This window comes from Nocardia sp. CNS-044, from assembly GCF_059570515.1.
Genome location: NZ_JCANSX010000010.1, coordinates 169,200 through 184,387, shown reverse-complemented (window position 1 = coordinate 184,387; position 15,188 = coordinate 169,200). Strand labels below are relative to the sequence as shown.

Annotated in this window: 16 protein-coding genes; 11 read left to right on the top strand and 5 right to left on the bottom strand. The window is 68.5% G+C overall.

The window, feature by feature from the left end:
* Nucleotides 1–64: 64 nt before the first annotated feature.
* Genes T333_RS26835 through T333_RS26815 form a run of 5 tightly spaced genes read left to right on the top strand, consistent with a single transcriptional unit; the run spans nt 65 to nt 5,020 of the window.
* Nucleotides 65–1,507: a form I ribulose bisphosphate carboxylase large subunit gene (locus tag T333_RS26835; RefSeq protein ID WP_355001654.1), complete on the top strand. Its 1,443-nt coding sequence runs from the start codon at nt 65–67 to the stop codon at nt 1,505–1,507.
* Between the two features lie 11 nt (nt 1,508–1,518).
* A complete protein-coding gene (locus T333_RS26830) occupies nt 1,519–1,941 on the top strand; it encodes a ribulose bisphosphate carboxylase small subunit (RefSeq protein WP_355001653.1) in 423 nt (140 codons plus the stop codon).
* A complete protein-coding gene (locus T333_RS26825) occupies nt 1,931–2,992 on the top strand; it encodes an AAA family ATPase (RefSeq protein WP_355001652.1) in 1,062 nt (353 codons plus the stop codon). Before T333_RS26830 ends, T333_RS26825 begins: the two co-directional genes overlap by 11 nt.
* Nucleotides 2,993–3,006: 14 nt before the next feature.
* Complete coding sequence (locus T333_RS26820) at nt 3,007–4,098, top strand: class 1 fructose-bisphosphatase (RefSeq protein WP_355001651.1); 1,092 nt, start codon at nt 3,007–3,009, stop codon at nt 4,096–4,098.
* Nucleotides 4,099–4,141: 43 nt separating this feature from the next.
* Nucleotides 4,142–5,020 carry a phosphoribulokinase gene (locus T333_RS26815; protein WP_355001650.1) on the top strand — a complete coding sequence of 293 codons (879 nt, stop codon included), beginning with the start codon at nt 4,142–4,144 and terminating at the stop codon, nt 5,018–5,020.
* Between the two features lie 3 nt (nt 5,021–5,023).
* Here T333_RS26815 and T333_RS26810 read toward each other — a convergent pair whose 3' ends face one another.
* Both T333_RS26810 and dinB read right to left on the bottom strand, forming a co-directional pair.
* The gene (locus T333_RS26810) at nt 5,024–5,401 is read right to left on the bottom strand and encodes a PLD nuclease N-terminal domain-containing protein (protein WP_355001649.1); all 378 of its coding nucleotides are present in this window, start codon (nt 5,399–5,401) and stop codon (nt 5,024–5,026) included.
* A 106-nt stretch (nt 5,402–5,507) separates the two neighbouring features.
* Entirely contained in the window at nt 5,508–6,770 is a 1,263-nt protein-coding gene (gene dinB, locus T333_RS26805; protein ID WP_496426231.1) for a DNA polymerase IV, read from the bottom strand.
* 117 nt (nt 6,771–6,887) lie between these two features.
* Here dinB and T333_RS26800 point away from each other — a divergent pair, with 117 nt between their 5' ends.
* The 4 genes from T333_RS26800 (at nt 6,888) to T333_RS26785 (ending at nt 10,064) form a co-directional block, all read left to right on the top strand.
* Complete coding sequence (locus T333_RS26800; RefSeq protein WP_281292405.1) at nt 6,888–7,268, top strand: BlaI/MecI/CopY family transcriptional regulator; 381 nt, start codon at nt 6,888–6,890, stop codon at nt 7,266–7,268.
* Between the two features lie 17 nt (nt 7,269–7,285).
* Entirely contained in the window at nt 7,286–8,212 is a 927-nt protein-coding gene (locus T333_RS26795) for a M56 family metallopeptidase (RefSeq protein WP_355001647.1), read from the top strand.
* A gap of 78 nt (nt 8,213–8,290) precedes the next feature.
* Entirely contained in the window at nt 8,291–9,397 is a 1,107-nt protein-coding gene (locus tag T333_RS26790) for a winged helix DNA-binding domain-containing protein (protein WP_496426230.1), read from the top strand.
* A gap of 205 nt (nt 9,398–9,602) precedes the next feature.
* Complete coding sequence (locus tag T333_RS26785; RefSeq protein ID WP_496426229.1) at nt 9,603–10,064, top strand: hypothetical protein; 462 nt, start codon at nt 9,603–9,605, stop codon at nt 10,062–10,064.
* 178 nt (nt 10,065–10,242) lie between these two features.
* Here the strand turns inward: T333_RS26785 and T333_RS26780 are convergent, their stop codons facing one another.
* Together T333_RS26780 and T333_RS26775 are read right to left on the bottom strand one after the other, a co-directional pair.
* Nucleotides 10,243–10,497 (bottom strand): IPT/TIG domain-containing protein, encoded by a 255-nt coding sequence (locus T333_RS26780; RefSeq protein WP_355001644.1) that lies wholly within the window; start codon nt 10,495–10,497, stop codon nt 10,243–10,245.
* 599 nt (nt 10,498–11,096) lie between these two features.
* On the bottom strand, nt 11,097–11,840 hold the full coding sequence (locus T333_RS26775) for a TetR/AcrR family transcriptional regulator (RefSeq protein ID WP_357247109.1): 744 nt from the start codon (nt 11,838–11,840) through the stop codon (nt 11,097–11,099).
* 92 nt (nt 11,841–11,932) lie between these two features.
* On the opposite strand from T333_RS26775, the gene T333_RS26770 reads away from it, so the two are divergent.
* Together T333_RS26770 and T333_RS26765 are read left to right on the top strand one after the other, a co-directional pair.
* Nucleotides 11,933–12,892, top strand: coding sequence for an ATP-binding cassette domain-containing protein (locus tag T333_RS26770; protein WP_355001642.1), 960 nt, complete (start codon nt 11,933–11,935; stop codon nt 12,890–12,892).
* Nucleotides 12,892–13,710, top strand: a complete 819-nt coding sequence (locus T333_RS26765) for an ABC transporter permease (RefSeq protein WP_355001641.1) — start codon at nt 12,892–12,894, stop codon at nt 13,708–13,710. The genes T333_RS26770 and T333_RS26765 overlap by 1 nt, the downstream gene beginning before the upstream one ends.
* A gap of 50 nt (nt 13,711–13,760) precedes the next feature.
* Here T333_RS26765 and T333_RS26760 read toward each other — a convergent pair whose 3' ends face one another.
* Nucleotides 13,761–15,188: an MFS transporter gene (locus tag T333_RS26760; RefSeq protein ID WP_496426228.1), complete on the bottom strand. Its 1,428-nt coding sequence runs from the start codon at nt 15,186–15,188 to the stop codon at nt 13,761–13,763.

Below are 15,188 nucleotides of genomic sequence, written 5' to 3'. Positions count from 1 at the left end.
TTGTTTGTGGTCGATGGCCCCGTCATCCTGGAATTCGCAACGCCACAACGCTCCAGGAGGAACGATGGCCGAAGAGATCGAACGGGATCGGTGGGATCCGGGCGTTCAGTCGTATGCGTCCATGGGGTATTACGCCCCGGACTATCAGCCGTCGGACACCGATGTGCTCGCCGTGTTCCGGGTGACACCGCAGCGTGGCGTGGATCCGATCGAGGCCGCGGCCGCCGTCGCGGGCGAATCGTCCACGGCCACTTGGACTGTGGTGTGGACCGACCGGCTCACGGCACACTCGAAGTATCAGGCCAAGTGCTACCGGATCGACGAGGTTCCGGGCAGGCCGGGGGAGTACTTCGCCTACATCGCCTACGACATCGATTTGTTCGAGGAGGGTTCGATCACGAATCTGACGTCCTCGGTCATCGGCAATGTGTTCGGTTTCAAGCCATTGCTCGCGCTGCGCTTGGAGGACATGCGCATTCCGGTCGCGTACGTCAAGACCTTCCAGGGCCCGCCGCACGGCACGGTGATGGAGCGCGAATACCTCAACAAATACGGCAGGCCGTTGCTCGGGGCGACGGTGAAGCCGAAATTGGGGCTCTCCGCGCGCAATTACGGCCGGGTGGTCTACGAGGCGTGCAAGGGCGGCCTGGATTTCACCAAGGACGACGAGAACATCAACTCGCAGCCGTTCATGCGCTGGCGCGACCGGTACCTGTTCGCCATGGAGGGCGTGAACCGCGCCATGTGCGAGACCGGCGAGATCAAGGGCCACTATCTCAACGTCACCGCGGCCAGTATGGAGCAGATGTACGAACGGGCGGAGTTCGCCAAGGAACTCGGCAGCGTGGTCATCATGATGGACCTGACCGTCGGCTACACCGCGATGCAGTCCATGTCGCATTGGGCGCGGCGCAACGGGGTGCTGCTGCACCTGCACCGAGCGGGCCACGCCACCTTCACCCGCCAGAAGACGCACGGCGTGAGCTTCCGCGTGCTGGCCAAGTGGTGCAGGCTCATCGGCGTCGATCACCTGCACGCGGGCACCGTGGTCGGCAAGCTGGAGGGCGATCCGGCCACGACCAAGGGGTTCTACGACACGTTGCGGGAGAACCACATTCGCACCGAACCGCGCAACGGCATCTTCTTCGATCAGGAGTGGGCCAGCCTGCCCGGGGTGATGCCGGTGGCCTCCGGCGGCATCCACGCGGGCCAGATGCACCAGCTGCTCGACCTGTTCGGCAATGACGTGATCTTGCAGTTCGGCGGCGGCACCATCGGCCATCCGCTGGGCATCGCGGCGGGCGCCGAGGCCAACCGGGTGGCGCTGGAAGCGGTGGTGAAGGCGCGCAACGAGGGCCGCGATCTGCTGAAGGAAGGGCCGGACGTGCTGCGCAAGGCGGCCGAGATCTGCCGACCGCTCGACGTCGCGCTGGCGACCTGGGGCGATGTCACCTTCGACTACACCTCCACCGACGCACCCGACGCGGTGCCGACGGCCAGCGTTTGAAAGGCGTTCGCATGTATCTGCGTCACGGAACCTTCTCGTATCTACCCGATTTCACCGACACCGAGATCGCCGCGCAAGTGCGCTACGCGCTGCTCAACGGGTGGCCGGTGTCGATCGAGTACACCGACGATCCGCACCCGCGCAACGCGTACTGGGAGATGTGGGGTCTGCCGCTGTTCGATCTGGACGAGCCCGACGGCGTGCTCGCCGAGATCGACGCGTGCCGGGCGACCTTCCCGCGGCACTACATTCGGGTGCTCGCCTACGACGCGAGCTACACCAGGCAGACCACGGCGCTGAGCTTCCTGGTGCAGCGTCCGCCGGAGGAGCCGGGCTTCACCTTGACCCGCACCGAGGGCCCCGACCGCGTGCAGACCTACGGACTGCGCGCCTACGCCACCGATCACCCGCAGGGACAGCGGTATGGCGGCTGATCGGAACGGCTCCGGTTTCCGCTTGCACCGGCCGGGTGTCGACGACCCCCGGCCGGTGCACGCCGCGGCCGACTCCGAGCCCGAGGCGCCCGTGCTCGGGCCGGACGCGACGCTGGATCTGTCGACCGATATCGCGGGCAACGATGTCGAGGACACGCTGAGCAGGCTGGACGCCGAGCTGGTCGGCCTGGCCAATGTGAAGCTGCGGGTGCGCGAGATCGCCGCGCTGCTGCTGATCGACCGGGCCAGGCAGCGGTTCGGTCTCGACGCCTCGCGACCCACCATGCACATGAGCTTCACCGGCGGCCCTGGCACCGGCAAGACGACGGTGGCGCTGCGCATGGCCGAGATGTTGCACGCGCTCGGCTACATCCGAAAGCCCAAGGTGCACACCGTGACCCGCGACGATCTGGTGGGTCAGTTCATCGGGCACACCGCGCCGAAGACCAAGGAGGCGCTGGCCAAGGCCGCGGGCGGGGTGCTGTTCATCGACGAGGCCTACTACCTGTTCCGGCCGGAGAACGAGCGCGACTACGGGCAGGAGGTCATCGAGATCCTGCTCCAGGAGATGGAGAACGAACGCGGCAGCCTGGTGGTGATCTTCGCGGGCTATCCGGATCGGATGGAGCGGTTCTTCTCCGCCAATCCGGGTCTGTCGTCGCGGGTCGCGCATCATCTCGAGTTCGTCGACTACACCCACGCCGAGCTGATGGCCATCGCCGAGTTGATGGTGGCGCGGGAGAACTTCCATTTCGATCCGGCCGCGGCCGCGGCATTCGCGGAGTATCTGGAGTTGCGGATGACCCGACCGCGCTTCTCCAATGCCCGCAGCGTCCGCAACGCGCTGGACCGGTGCCGGCTGCGCCAGGCCAAGCGTCTGGTGGAGCTGCGGCGACCGCTGACCAGGACCGATCTGATCACGCTGACCGACCGGGACGTGTACGGCAGCAGCGTGTTCACCGACAGCGGTGCGCGCGACGGGGCAGCGGAGCGCCGCTCGTCGGGCACCACCGAGCAGCCGGACGGGCCGACCGCGAGGGCCCCCGCATGACCGATTGAGACGCGATGCCAGAAGGACTGAAGACCCTCACCCGCTACACGATCGAGGAGGAACACCGGCACCCCGGTTCGTCCGGTGAATTCTCCGCCCTGGTGAACGTCGTCGCGACCGCGACGAAGATCATCGCCAACCAGGTGACCCGTGGCGCGATCGTGGGGTCGCTCGGCGCCTCCGAACCGGACAACCTGCCGCCCACGGTGCACCGCAAGCTCGATGCCATCACCAACGACATCATGGTCGCGGAAACCCAATGGACCGGCCATCTCTCGGCGCTGCTCTCCGAACAGATGCCGGAGATCCATCCCGTGCCGGACACGCACCGGCGCGGGAAATACCTGTTGGCGTTCGATCCGCTGGACGGATCCAGCAATATCGACGTGAATCTGCCCGTCGGCACGATCTTCAGCGTGCTGCGCGCGCCGGAGCGGGTGTGGGGGCGGCAAGGCGGCGAGCCGACGGCGGCGGACTTCCTGCAAGCGGGCGCCGAGCAGGTGTGCGCGGGCTTCACCCTCTACGGCCCGGCCACCATGCTGGTGCTGACCACCGGCCGCGGCGTCGACGGATTCACCCTCGATCGCGAGATCGGCGCCTTCGTGCTCACCCACCCGCGCATGCGGATCCCCGAGGACACCGCGGGCTTCGCCATCAACGCCGCGAACGAGCGGTTCTGGGAGCGTCCGGTGCGGCGATACGTGCACGAATGCCTGGACGGTGTCGACGGCCCGCGCGGACGCGATTTCAACATGCGCTGGGTGGCCTCGCTGGTGGCCGACACCTTCCACATCCTCACTCGCGGCGGGGTCTACCTGTACCCGCACGACACCCGCCCGCCCGCCCGGCCCGGGCGGGTCGCCTTGCTGTACGGGGCGAGTCCGGTCGCGTTCATCGTCGAGCAGGCGGGCGGGGCGGCGACCACCGGCGTGGAGCGGGTGCTCCAGGTGACCCCCGACGACGTGCACCAGCGGGTGCCGTTGATCTTCGGCTCCCGCAACGAGGTCGAGCGCATCGAGCGCTACCACCACGAGCCGGACGAAGGGCCCAGCTTCGACAGTTCGCTGTTCGGCAACCGGTCGCTGTTCCGTTCGGCCGGTCGCTGATCCGGCGCGCCGAAACCCGTTGTCCGGCAATTCAGGAGGTGCCATGTCGGTCAAACATCCCGTGGTCGCGATCACCGGTTCGTCCGGTGCGGGCACGACCAGCGTCACCCGAACCTTCCAGGAGATCTTCCGCCGCGAGGGGATCAACGCGGCGATCGTGGAGGGCGATTCCTTCCACCGCTTCGATCGCAACGAGATGAAGCTGGCGATGGCCGAGGCCGAGCAGAACCGCAACGTGCGGTTCTCGCATTTCGGCGAGGAAGCGAATCTGCTGAAGGAGCTCGAGACGCTGTTCCGCGACTACGGCGAGACCGGCGTCGGCACGGTGCGCCGCTACCTGCACGACGACGCCGAGGCCAAGCCGTACGGTCAGCCGGCGGGCACCTTCACCCCGTGGGAAGAACTCGCTCCCGGCAGCGATCTGCTGTTCTACGAGGGGCTGCACGGCGCGGCCGTCACCTCGACGGTGGACGTCGCGCAGTACACCGACCTGCTCGTCGGGGTGGTGCCGATCATCAATCTGGAGTGGATTCAAAAGGTCTATCGCGACAAGACCCAACGCGGCTACTCCAGCGAGGCCGTGATCGACACCATCCTGCGCCGCATGCCCGACTACGTGACCTACATCTGCCCGCAGTTCTCCCGCACCTACGTCAACTTCCAGCGGGTGCCGACCGTGGACACCTCGAATCCGTTCACCGCCCGCAGTATTCCGACCGCCGACGAGAGTTTCGTGGTGATCCGTTTCGCCGACCCGAAGGTCATCGACTTTCCGTATCTACTGTCGATGCTGCACGACTCGTTCATGTCGCGGCCGAACTGCATCGTGGTGCCCGGCGGGAAGATGGAATTGGCGATGCAGCTGATCTTCACGCCGCTGATCCTGCGGTTGATGGACAAGCGGCCCAAGCGAAGCTGGTGAGCCTCAGAGCTGGCCCTCTTCGCGGCGGCGATCCTGTTCCCGCTGCCGCTCCGCTTCCTGCCGGCGAGCCTCGGCGCGCTGTTGCTCGGCGCGCTCCCGCAGGCTGCGCAGGAATGCCTCGTCCTCGTCGGGGTTTTGGGCGATGTGGCGACCGGGGCGGTCGTACTCGGCGTAGCGGGTGGTCGAGCGGGTGCGCGGTTCGTGCAGCGGGCGCCCGGCGAAGAGCCAGAGCAGCGCGCCGATGGTCGGGATGAGAACGACGACGAGCAGCCAACCCATCTTCGGCAGATGCCGGATGCCCGCTTCGGGGCAGGTGATGATGTCGACGAGGCAGTACACCCAGAGAGCGAGGGTGAGGAAGCCGAGCACGGCGTAAGGCATGCGATCTCCTTGCGACGACGGAAAAGTCCCGGACCGTTCGCGGTTCTCGAAGATCGAAGTGAGTCCCCCCGCTGAACCGGCCGCGCACGAGCTTACGGGTAGTGAGTCAGTCGGGCAGCAGGGGCACCGACAGACCTTCGCCGCGGTTGATCAGCGCCGCGCGGGTGACGGCGGCCGAGCCGAAGCGGCGGCGTAAGTCGTCCAGGGTGGCGTCGAGGGTGTTGGTGGCGCGCGCCTCCAGCGGCAGGGTGAGCTGGACCGCGTCCGCGTCGTCGAGATTGGTCAGCGCCAGACCGATCAGGGTGAGTCCGCGCTCCTCGATCATCGGCATCGCGTCGGTGAGCAGCTGGCGCGCGGCGCGCAGGAGGGTGTCGGTGTGGTCGGTGGCCTCGGCCAGTGTGCGGGATCGGGTGGCGCGGCTGAAATCGTCGAAACGCATGCGCAGCACCACTGTTCGGCAGACCCGGTCGGCGGTGCGCAGCCTGCGGCCGAGTCGGTCGGTGAGACCGTGCAGGTAGGCCTCGATCTCGTCGGCGGGGCGGGCGCGGCGGCCGAGGGCGCGTTGCGCGCCGATGGAGCGACGGCGGCGACCGGTCTCGACGCGGCGCGGATCCCTGGCCATCGCGAGCGCGTACAAGTGGCGGGCGGCCGCGGGGCCGAGGAAGCCGCGCAACGCGTTCTCGCCGAGATCGGCCAGCTGCCCGATCCGGGTGACGCCGTGTTCGTGCAGCGTGCGGGCGGTGACATCGCCGACGCCCCACAGCCTTTCGACCGGAAGCGGATGCAGGAAGTCGAGCTCGGCGGAGGGCGGCACCAGGCGAAGTCCGTCGGGCTTGGCCACCGCGCTGGCGACCTTGGCGAGGAACTTGGTGCGCGCGATGCCGACCGAGATGGGCAGGCCCACTTCGTCGCGCACCCGCGCCCGCAGCCGCTGGGCGATGTCGAGCGGCGGACCCGCGATCCGGCGCAACCCGCCGACGTCGAGGAACGCCTCGTCGATCGAGATCCCTTCGACCACCGGCGTGGTGTCGCGGAAGACGTCGAACACTGCCTTGCTCGCCTCGGAATAGGCGCTCATGCGCGGGGGCACCACGATCGCGTTCGGGCACAGCCGCCGCGCCTGCGCGCCGTTCATCGGAGTGCGCACCCCGAACGCCTTGGCCTCGTAGGACGCCGCGAGGACGACCCCGCCGCCCACGATCACCGGTTTGCCGCGCAGTCCGGGATCGTCGCGCTGTTCGACGGAGGCGTAGAAGGAGTCCAGGTCCGCGTGCAGGATCGAGGCCTCGGCGCGCGCCTCGATGCGCGGGCGTTCCCGGCCGCGCGGCGGCGCGACGGCGGGAGAGGCACGGCGATCGGACACGAACATATGTTCGCATACGCGGCGACGAACCGCACCGATCTACGGTTTGCCTCCGTAGTCAAAGCCGATCCTCGGTACCCTTTGGGCGACAGTAGATCGGACGACGATGAGGGAGTCGGTACGGTGCGCGGATTCGGAGACCTGGAGGCGGTGATCATGGACCGCATCTGGGACAGAGACGCGGAGTCCACGACGGTACGGGAGATTTTCGAGGAACTCTCCGCCGAGCGCGGCATCGCGTACACCACGGTGATGTCCACCATGGACAACCTGCACCGCAAAGGATGGCTGGCGCGGGAGCGGGCGGGCAAGGCCTACCGATACTGGCCGACGCTGACCCGCGAGGAACACAGCGCCCGGCTGATGCTCGAGGCGCTCGGCTCCGGCGGTCGCTCCGACCTGGTGCTCAGCCATTTCGTGGACCGGATCAGTGCCGAGGAGTCGGCGGGACTGCGGGCGGCACTGCGCAGGCTGACCGCGCGACGAACCCCCGAGGCCCCGTGAACGTCGCGCTGTGCCTGATGGCATACGGCAGCACCGTCGCGGTCTTCGGACCGCCGGTGCTGCACCGGCTCACCCGCCGCGGCGTCGCGCCGCGGCTGGGGGTGCTGGCCTGGCTGGTCGCCATCGCCGGGGCGCTCGGCGCCTGGGTGCTCGCGGCCGGTCTGCTGGTCGTCGAGTTCGCCACCTATTGGCGGCATCCGAGCGAGGCGCTGCGCGCGTGCTATTCGGTGCTGTCGTTCCCGATGCACATGCACGGCTGGGCCGCCCAGCTCGTCACCTACTCGCTGGCGGCGGTGCTCGCCTCCGGCGTCGCGGCGGTGTCGTTGCAGGCCGCGCGGGTGGCGCTGCGTCTGCGCCGCCGCACCTTCGCGCACGGGCGCGCCGTGCGGATGGTGGGGCGTGAGCTGCCCGAGGTCGGCGCGGTCGTGCTGGATTCGCCGGAGCCGCAAGCCTATTGCGTCGCGGGACGGCCCGAGACCATCGTCGTCACCAGCGCCGCGCTGGACGCGCTGACCCGCGAACAGCTGGCCGCGGTGCTGGCCCACGAACACGCACACCTGCGCGGCCGCCACGCCGCGCTCACCGCCACGTTGCGCGCGATGGCGACCACCCTGCCCGGACTGCGGCTGCTCACCGCGGGCAGCGCGGAGATCGGCAGGCTGCTCGAGATGTGCGCCGACGATCGCGCGGCCCGGGTCCACGGTCGCGAACCCCTGCTCGGCGGGCTGCTCGCCCTGGTCGGCGCGGGCGCCCCGGTGCCGGTTGGCGCGCTCGGCGCGGCCGGGACCGCGGTGCTGGCCCGCGCCGAGCGGCTCGTCGCCCCGGTGCGCGGCGTGCACCGCGCCACCAACCGCACCGCGCTGCTCGGCGTCATCGCGGCCACCGTCATCGGGCTGTTCGAGATCGCCGTCGGCATTCTGTTCTGCAGCACGTTGATCAACTGACCGAGTCCGCACATGGCGGGTTTGTCGGAGCCCGGGTGTAGCGTGCGGCACGATCATCGGCTGACACAGGAGGATCGGGTGCGCGTCACCTGGGATCAGGTTTTCGCCTGGCGGCTCGCCCGCCAATATGTCGCGCGGCCCACCGCGGCGTCCGTGCCCGAGCTCGTCGGTCGCCTGTGCGGTGTGCAAGCGCAGGTCACCTCGGCGGCGGAAACGGCGGTCGCGCTGCGCAGCGCCGCACCCGAGGACGGGGCTGTGGTGGCCGCGCTGTCCAACGGCCGGCTGATCAAGACCTGGGGCATGCGCGGCACCCTGCACGCCATGACGCCCGCGGGCGCCGCCGCCGTGCTTCCGCTCATCGCGTCCGCCCGGACCTGGGAAAAGCCTTCGTGGCAGCGCACTTTCGGCGCGACGCCCACGGAGGTCGCCGCATTGACCGAGGCGGTGGGCGGGATTCTGGCCGACGCCGAACTCACCCGCGAAGAGCTGGTCGAGGCGCTCATCGCCGACCGGGCCTTCCGCGAGCTTGGCGAGGAGTTGCGCTCGGGCTGGGGCGCGCTGCTCAAACCGCTGGCCTGGCAAGGCGCGATCTGCCACGGACCGGCGCGCGGGAGCAAAGTGACCTTCACCAGCCCGGCGCGACTCGTCGCGGACTGGCCGGGGCTCGCCGAGCCCGAGGTCGCCGCGCCCGCTGCCATCACCGCCTATCTCGGCGCCTACGGCCCAGCCACACCCGAGACCTTCGACGCCTGGCTCAGCCGCAACAGCCTGCGCAAGACCACCGTTCGCGGCTGGTTCGCCGAACTCGGCGACGCGCTCACGACGGTGGAGGTCGAGGGTCGTACCGGCTACATCCTCACCGAACACGCCGACGAGCTCACCACGACCGAGCCGACCCCCTCTGTCCACCTGCTCGGCCCCTTCGACCAGTACGTGCTCGGCCCGGGCACCGGCGACACCGAACTGCTCCCGAAGGCACACCGCGCACGCGTCAGTAAGACCGCGGGCTGGATCGCACCGCTCGTCGTCGTGGACGGGCGTATCGCGGGCACTTGGGAACTCGACGGATCCGAACTGCTCGTCAGCATGTTCGACGGTGCGCCGCTGCCGAAGAACCTCGACGGTGCCGCCGCTCGCGTTTCGCGCGCGGCCGGTCTGGACGCGGTAACCGTGCGGGCGGCCTGAGGACCACTGTCGCCGCGCTGTGTTCGGCGTTTCGATCCGCGTCCTCGCCGGGCGGACAGAACAGTCCCGCGTCGAAAGTGATCGAACGCGAGCCGCGGCCGATAAGCTGCAGGTCGGGTCAGTAGTGATTCGTGCCGCGCGATCGTCGACGGCCGTCCTGCCCGACCGCGTTCGTGTGCTGTCCTCGTCCCAGGGAGGTGGTGCCGTGTTTATACGTCGAGCCATACTGATCGCGGTGATTCTGTGGGCGATACCGCTGCTGGCCGCACCCCACGGACAGACCCAGCCGCCGAGCTCCGGCAACGGAGGCTGCGCCCACGGCGGTCTGATGACCGGCCGATTGACCCCCGGCACCGGTAGCGCCGGACAGAACATCCACCGTGAGGCGACCCTGCGGGACTGCGCCAGCCCACTGCTCCCAGGCATCTACGCCGGACAGTTCAGCGTGACCATTCCGTGGAACGCGGCGGGTGCGACCAGTACGGCCACCTTCACCTGGTCGGACGGCCGCGTCAGTACGGCGACCGGATACGGTAATGGCCTGTGGTCGATCACCAGCGGACCGGCGAGCGGTCACGGGATCCAGTTCCATATGGCCGACACATGGATCGGCTGGTACTTCAGCTACGCCGACGCCACCGTCATCTCGGCGACCTTCCTACCCTGAACGCAATCCGCGGCTACGAGAGCGCATCTCGATGCCCGCTGTCAACACGGTCCTACGCCGCTATACCCGCTCGAGCGTGGCGTAGCCTGCTGGTTCCCGACAGCACGGCCCGTACCTGCGACACAACGCGATCCGGCCGTCGGCAGGCAGTCGCCCACCGACGGCCACACCCGCGCGGTCAGACGTAGGTGAAGGGCAGTGCGTTGCTGATGCCGTCCAGCTCCACTTTGACAGTGACGTCCACGGTGCCTGTTCCCGTCGGGGAGATGGCCGTGATCTGGGTGTCGGAGTCGATGGTGAACGTGGTCGCCTTCGTACCGAAGCGCACGGTCAGAGGACCGACATTGCTGAACCCGGAGCCGGTGATCACGACAGTGCTGAATGTCGTCGCTGGGCCGGTATTGGGTGTGAGGGCGGTGAGTACAGCTGCCATGGTTCGACTCCAAGCCGAATAGTGAAATGGATTATCTTGCAACGGATGTCGATCTTCTGCGGCAACCGCTACATATCCAGTAAGCCACCGAAACCGGACTTCGGCAAGGAATCCTAAGGGGACTGCCGCACGGATAGGTGACAACCGAGTTGGCTTTCCCCTCGGGTGGCTCGAGAGGGTGTCATCGTGCCCAAGCCCTATCCCCGCGAGTTTTGTGACAATGTCGTGCGCGTCGCTCGCAATCGTGACGGCGGTGTGACGTTGGAGCAGGTCGCCGCCGATTTCGGGATCCGCTTGATAACGCTGTCGAAAATGGATGAGCCGACGTCGACGGGATCCCGTCGCGGTGGCGTGCCGGGTGTTGAATCTCGCGCGTCAACCGTACTAACGGTGGCTGACCGAACCGGTCACCGGCGCCGAATTCGACGCTGCTTATCGGGTTCGCGCCCGGTTCGACGTCCTCCGCGACGACCCGGAATTCGGCTATCGATCGCGGGGACGTAGCCGGCTGCATTCTGCACGTCGACCGTGGGGCTCAATTTCGACGCCGAAAGTTCGTGCGCGCCTTCGCACAGCCCTGTATCGGGCAAAGCAACCGGCTAGTTGCGCTTGGCGACGAAGACTTCCAACCCGTCGAGGATGCGTTGCAGGCCGAAGTCGAAGTGGTCGAAGGAGGAGTCGAAGGCCGATTCGGAGAGCGAGGCCATGATGGGGTAATTGCCGGTGGCCATGGCCTTTTCGAGGGCGGGGGATTGGGCTTCCCAGAACTCGGCGTCGGTCATGCCCGTGGAGCGCTCGGCCTCCTCGGCGAACATTTGGGTGCGGGCGACGCCCCAGACGTAGCCGGAGATCATCACCAGCACCGAGATCAGTTCGGGGTCGGCCAAGCCCATCGGTTTGATCCCGCCGACGAGGTGCTCCATGCCTGCGAGTGTGCCGGGGCCGAGGACCGGTCGGGTCTGATTGACCTGAAGCAGCCAGGGATGGCGGCGGTACATCTCGAGCATTTCGTACGCGTACTCCCGCAGCATCGCGCGCCAGCCGTCGGGCGGGACGGCCGTCTCCGGCGGTTGCTGCACCCGGTCGAGCATCAGGTCGAGCAGTTCGGCCTTGCCCGGCAGATACCGGTACAGCGACATCGTGCCGGTGCCCAACTCGGTGGCGACGCGCCGCATGGTGACCGCGGCAAGGCCTTCCGCGTCGGCCACCCGTATCGCGGCCTCGACGATCCGATCCAGTGTCAGCGTGGGTTTGGGCCCACGACTCGGTCGGTGGCCGGTGTCCCAGAGCAGGTCGAGTGTGCGCGCGAGGTCGCCGCTGCCGCTGGTCTCGGTGGTCGTCATGGCTTCAGATTAAACGCTTGGCGCAGAACTGGGTACGTTGTACCCTAATTCGGGTACAACGTACCCAGTTAAGGGTCCACAGGGAGGATGCGGTGAACGACTACGCGGTGCGGGCCGAGGGCTTGCGCAAGAGATATGGGGACAAGAACGCGCTCGACGGCTTCGAGCTCACCGTGCGACGCGGCACGGTGCACGGCCTGCTCGGCCCGAATGGCGCGGGCAAGACGACCGCCGTGCGCATCTTGTCCACCCTGATCCGGCTCGACGACGGCCACGCGACGGTGGCCGGACTCGATGTCGTGCGGCAAGCCAGGGAGGTCAGGGCGCGCATCGGGCTGACGGGCCAGTACGCCGCGGTCGACGAGGTGCTCACCGGACGGCAGAACCTCGAGATGTTCGGCAGGCTGTTCCATCTCGGCGGGCGCGGGGCCAAAGAGCGGGCCGCCGAACTGCTGGAGCGCTTCGATCTCGTCGAGGCCGCCGACCGCGGCGTCGGCAAGTACAGCGGCGGCATGCGGCGCAGGCTCGATCTGGCCGCCTCGATGATCCTGGCCCCGGATGTGCTGTTCCTGGACGAGCCGACCACCGGACTGGATCCGCGCAGCCGCGGCGAGGTGTGGGAGTCGGTGCGCGCGTTGGTCGCCGACGGCACCACCGTGCTGCTCACCACGCAATACCTCGAGGAGGCCGACCGGCTCGCCTCCCGGATCACGGTCATCGACCAGGGTCGCGCAATCGCCGACGACACCCCGGACGGTCTGAAGAACACCGTGGGCGGCGACCTGATCGAGGTGGTCGCCACGGAGGCCGCCGATCTGCCGCTGGTGGCCAAGGTGCTCGCCAGGGTCTGCACCGGCGAGCCCGACACCGACGACGCCGAGCGCCGGGTGTACGCACCGGTGACCGACCGCGTCGCCGCGCTCACCGACGTGGCGCGCACGCTGCAGGACGAGGGCATCGCGGTCGAGGACATCGGCCTGCGCCGACCGAGCCTCGACGACGTCTTCCTCCAGCTGACCGGACACCGCACGACCGCCGAGGAGGCCGCCTGATGAACACGATCGATCTCGTGCAGAACCGCTCCCGCGTGTATTGGGCGTTCGCGGACTGCTGGAACGTGGTGCGGCGCGGGCTGACCCACTACCAGCGCCAGCCGGTGAACATCGCCTGGCAGCTCGGCTTCCCGATTCTGTCGGTGCTGCTCTACGGCTACGTCTTCGGCAGTGCCATGACGGTGCCCGGCGGTGGCGACTACCGGGACTTCCTGATGCCGGGCATGTTCGCGATGACGATGGCGTTCGGCTTCATCAACACCGCGACGCTCGTCGTCTACGACGCGACCAAGGGCGTCATCGACCGATTCCGCTCGATGCCGATGGCGCCTTCTGCGGTGGTGTCCGGACGCGGCGTCACCGATCTGATCGTGGCCTGCGCCGAGCTGACCATTCTGATGATCACCGCCTACGCGATCGGCTGGCGACCTGACGGCGGAATCCTCGGCGCGGCGGCGTCCTTCGCGCTGTTGCTGTGGCTGCGATTCGCGCTGATCTGGCTCGGCGTCTGGCTCGGGCTGATCGTGCCGAATCCGGAGGCGGCGGGCGGGCTGTTCGCCGTCGCGTTCCCGCTGACGATGATCTCCAGCATCTTCGTCGCTCCGCAGCTGATGCCGAGCTGGCTCGGGCACATCGCGGCGTGGAATCCCATCTCCTCGACCGTGGCCGCTACTCGCGAACTGTTCGGAACGCCGGTGGGCAGCGGTGATTCGTGGATCGAACAGCACGCGGTGCTGATGGCGGTGGTGTGGCCGCTGGTGCTGACCGCGATCTTCCTGCCGCTCGCGGTGCGTCGCTTCCAGCGATTGAGCCGCTGAAACCCGTTCGCTGCCCGGCACTACCGATCGTGCCGGGCAGCGAACGTTCTTTACGGCCGCGATGTTTCGAGAACGGCGGCTTCCGGCACAGCGGGACGCGGCATCCTGGCGCCGAACCCGACGAGGCCCGCGGCGAGCGCGACCGCGGCAACGACGTACCACCCGCGACGGAAAGCATCGAGGGTGGCGAGTGGGTCGCCGGGAGAGCCGAGGACCGCGACCAGCACGGCGACACCGACGGCCAAACCGATCTGGCGCGCCATGCTCAACACCGCCGACCCCGTGGCGAACTGTTGCGGCGGAATGCCGCTGGTGCCCGCCGCGAACGCGGTCGGCAGCGTCAGGCCGACGCCGAGACCGCTGACGACCATGCCGGGAAGCAGACCCGCGGGATAGTCCGGCGCGAGCTCGATCGCGCGCGCCCACCACACCATGCCCGCGGCGAAAGCCACACCGCCCGCGGCGATCACGGGACCGGCGCCGACACGCCCGATCAGCCTGCCCGCCAAGACGGCGACGATCGGCACCACCAGCGGCCCCGGCGCGATGGCTAGCCCGGTGCGCAGCGCCGACCACCCCCATACGTTCTGCGCCCACAGCACCACCGACAGCAGCATGCCCGCGAAGGCCACCTGGAACAGCACCGAATTGGCCGCCATCAGCGCGAAATTCGGGGCCCGCAGCAAACCAGGGTCGACGACCGGACTGTGGTGACGTGCCGAGGAAACAGCGAAGGCGACACCGAACACCGCCGAGGCGGCGAAAGCGCCGAGCGCCTCCGGTGACGTCCATCCCCAGTCCTCGCCCTTCACCAGTCCGAGCACCACCGCGGCGATCGCCCCGACCAGCGCGACCGCGCCGAATAGATCCGGCAGCGCGCCACCGTCGCCGCGCGGATCGGGCAACCTGCGCAGACCGGCGACGACGGCGACGAGCCCGATCGGCACGTTCACCAGAAATACCCAGCGCCAATCGATTTCGACGAGCAGTCCGCCGACGACCGGCCCCAGCGCCGCGCCGAGGCCGCCGAACGCCACCCACAGGCGCACCGCCGTGGCCCGGCGCTCGGGCGGTGTCGCCGCGAGCACCAGACCCAGCGACGAGGGGGTGAGCATGGCCCCGCCGACCGCCTGCAACACCCGAAACGCCACCAGCGAGGCCACATTCCACGCGGCCGCGCACGCCGCGGAACCGAGCACGAACACGGCCAAGCCGAGCAGGAAGGTGGTCCGATTGCTGCCGCGGTCGCCCAGGCGTCCTGCGGGAACCAGCAGCGCCGCGAACACGATGGCGTAGGCGTTCAGCACCCAGGACAGTCCGGCGAGCTCGGCGCCGCCGAACTCGCGCGCCATGTCGGGCAGCGCCACGTTGACGATGAACAGGTCCAGGCTCGACAGCAGGACACCGACGGACACGATGCCGAGCACGAGCCGCGGATCGGCAGCGGGCCGATCCTCTGTGGGCACAACGGTATTCAC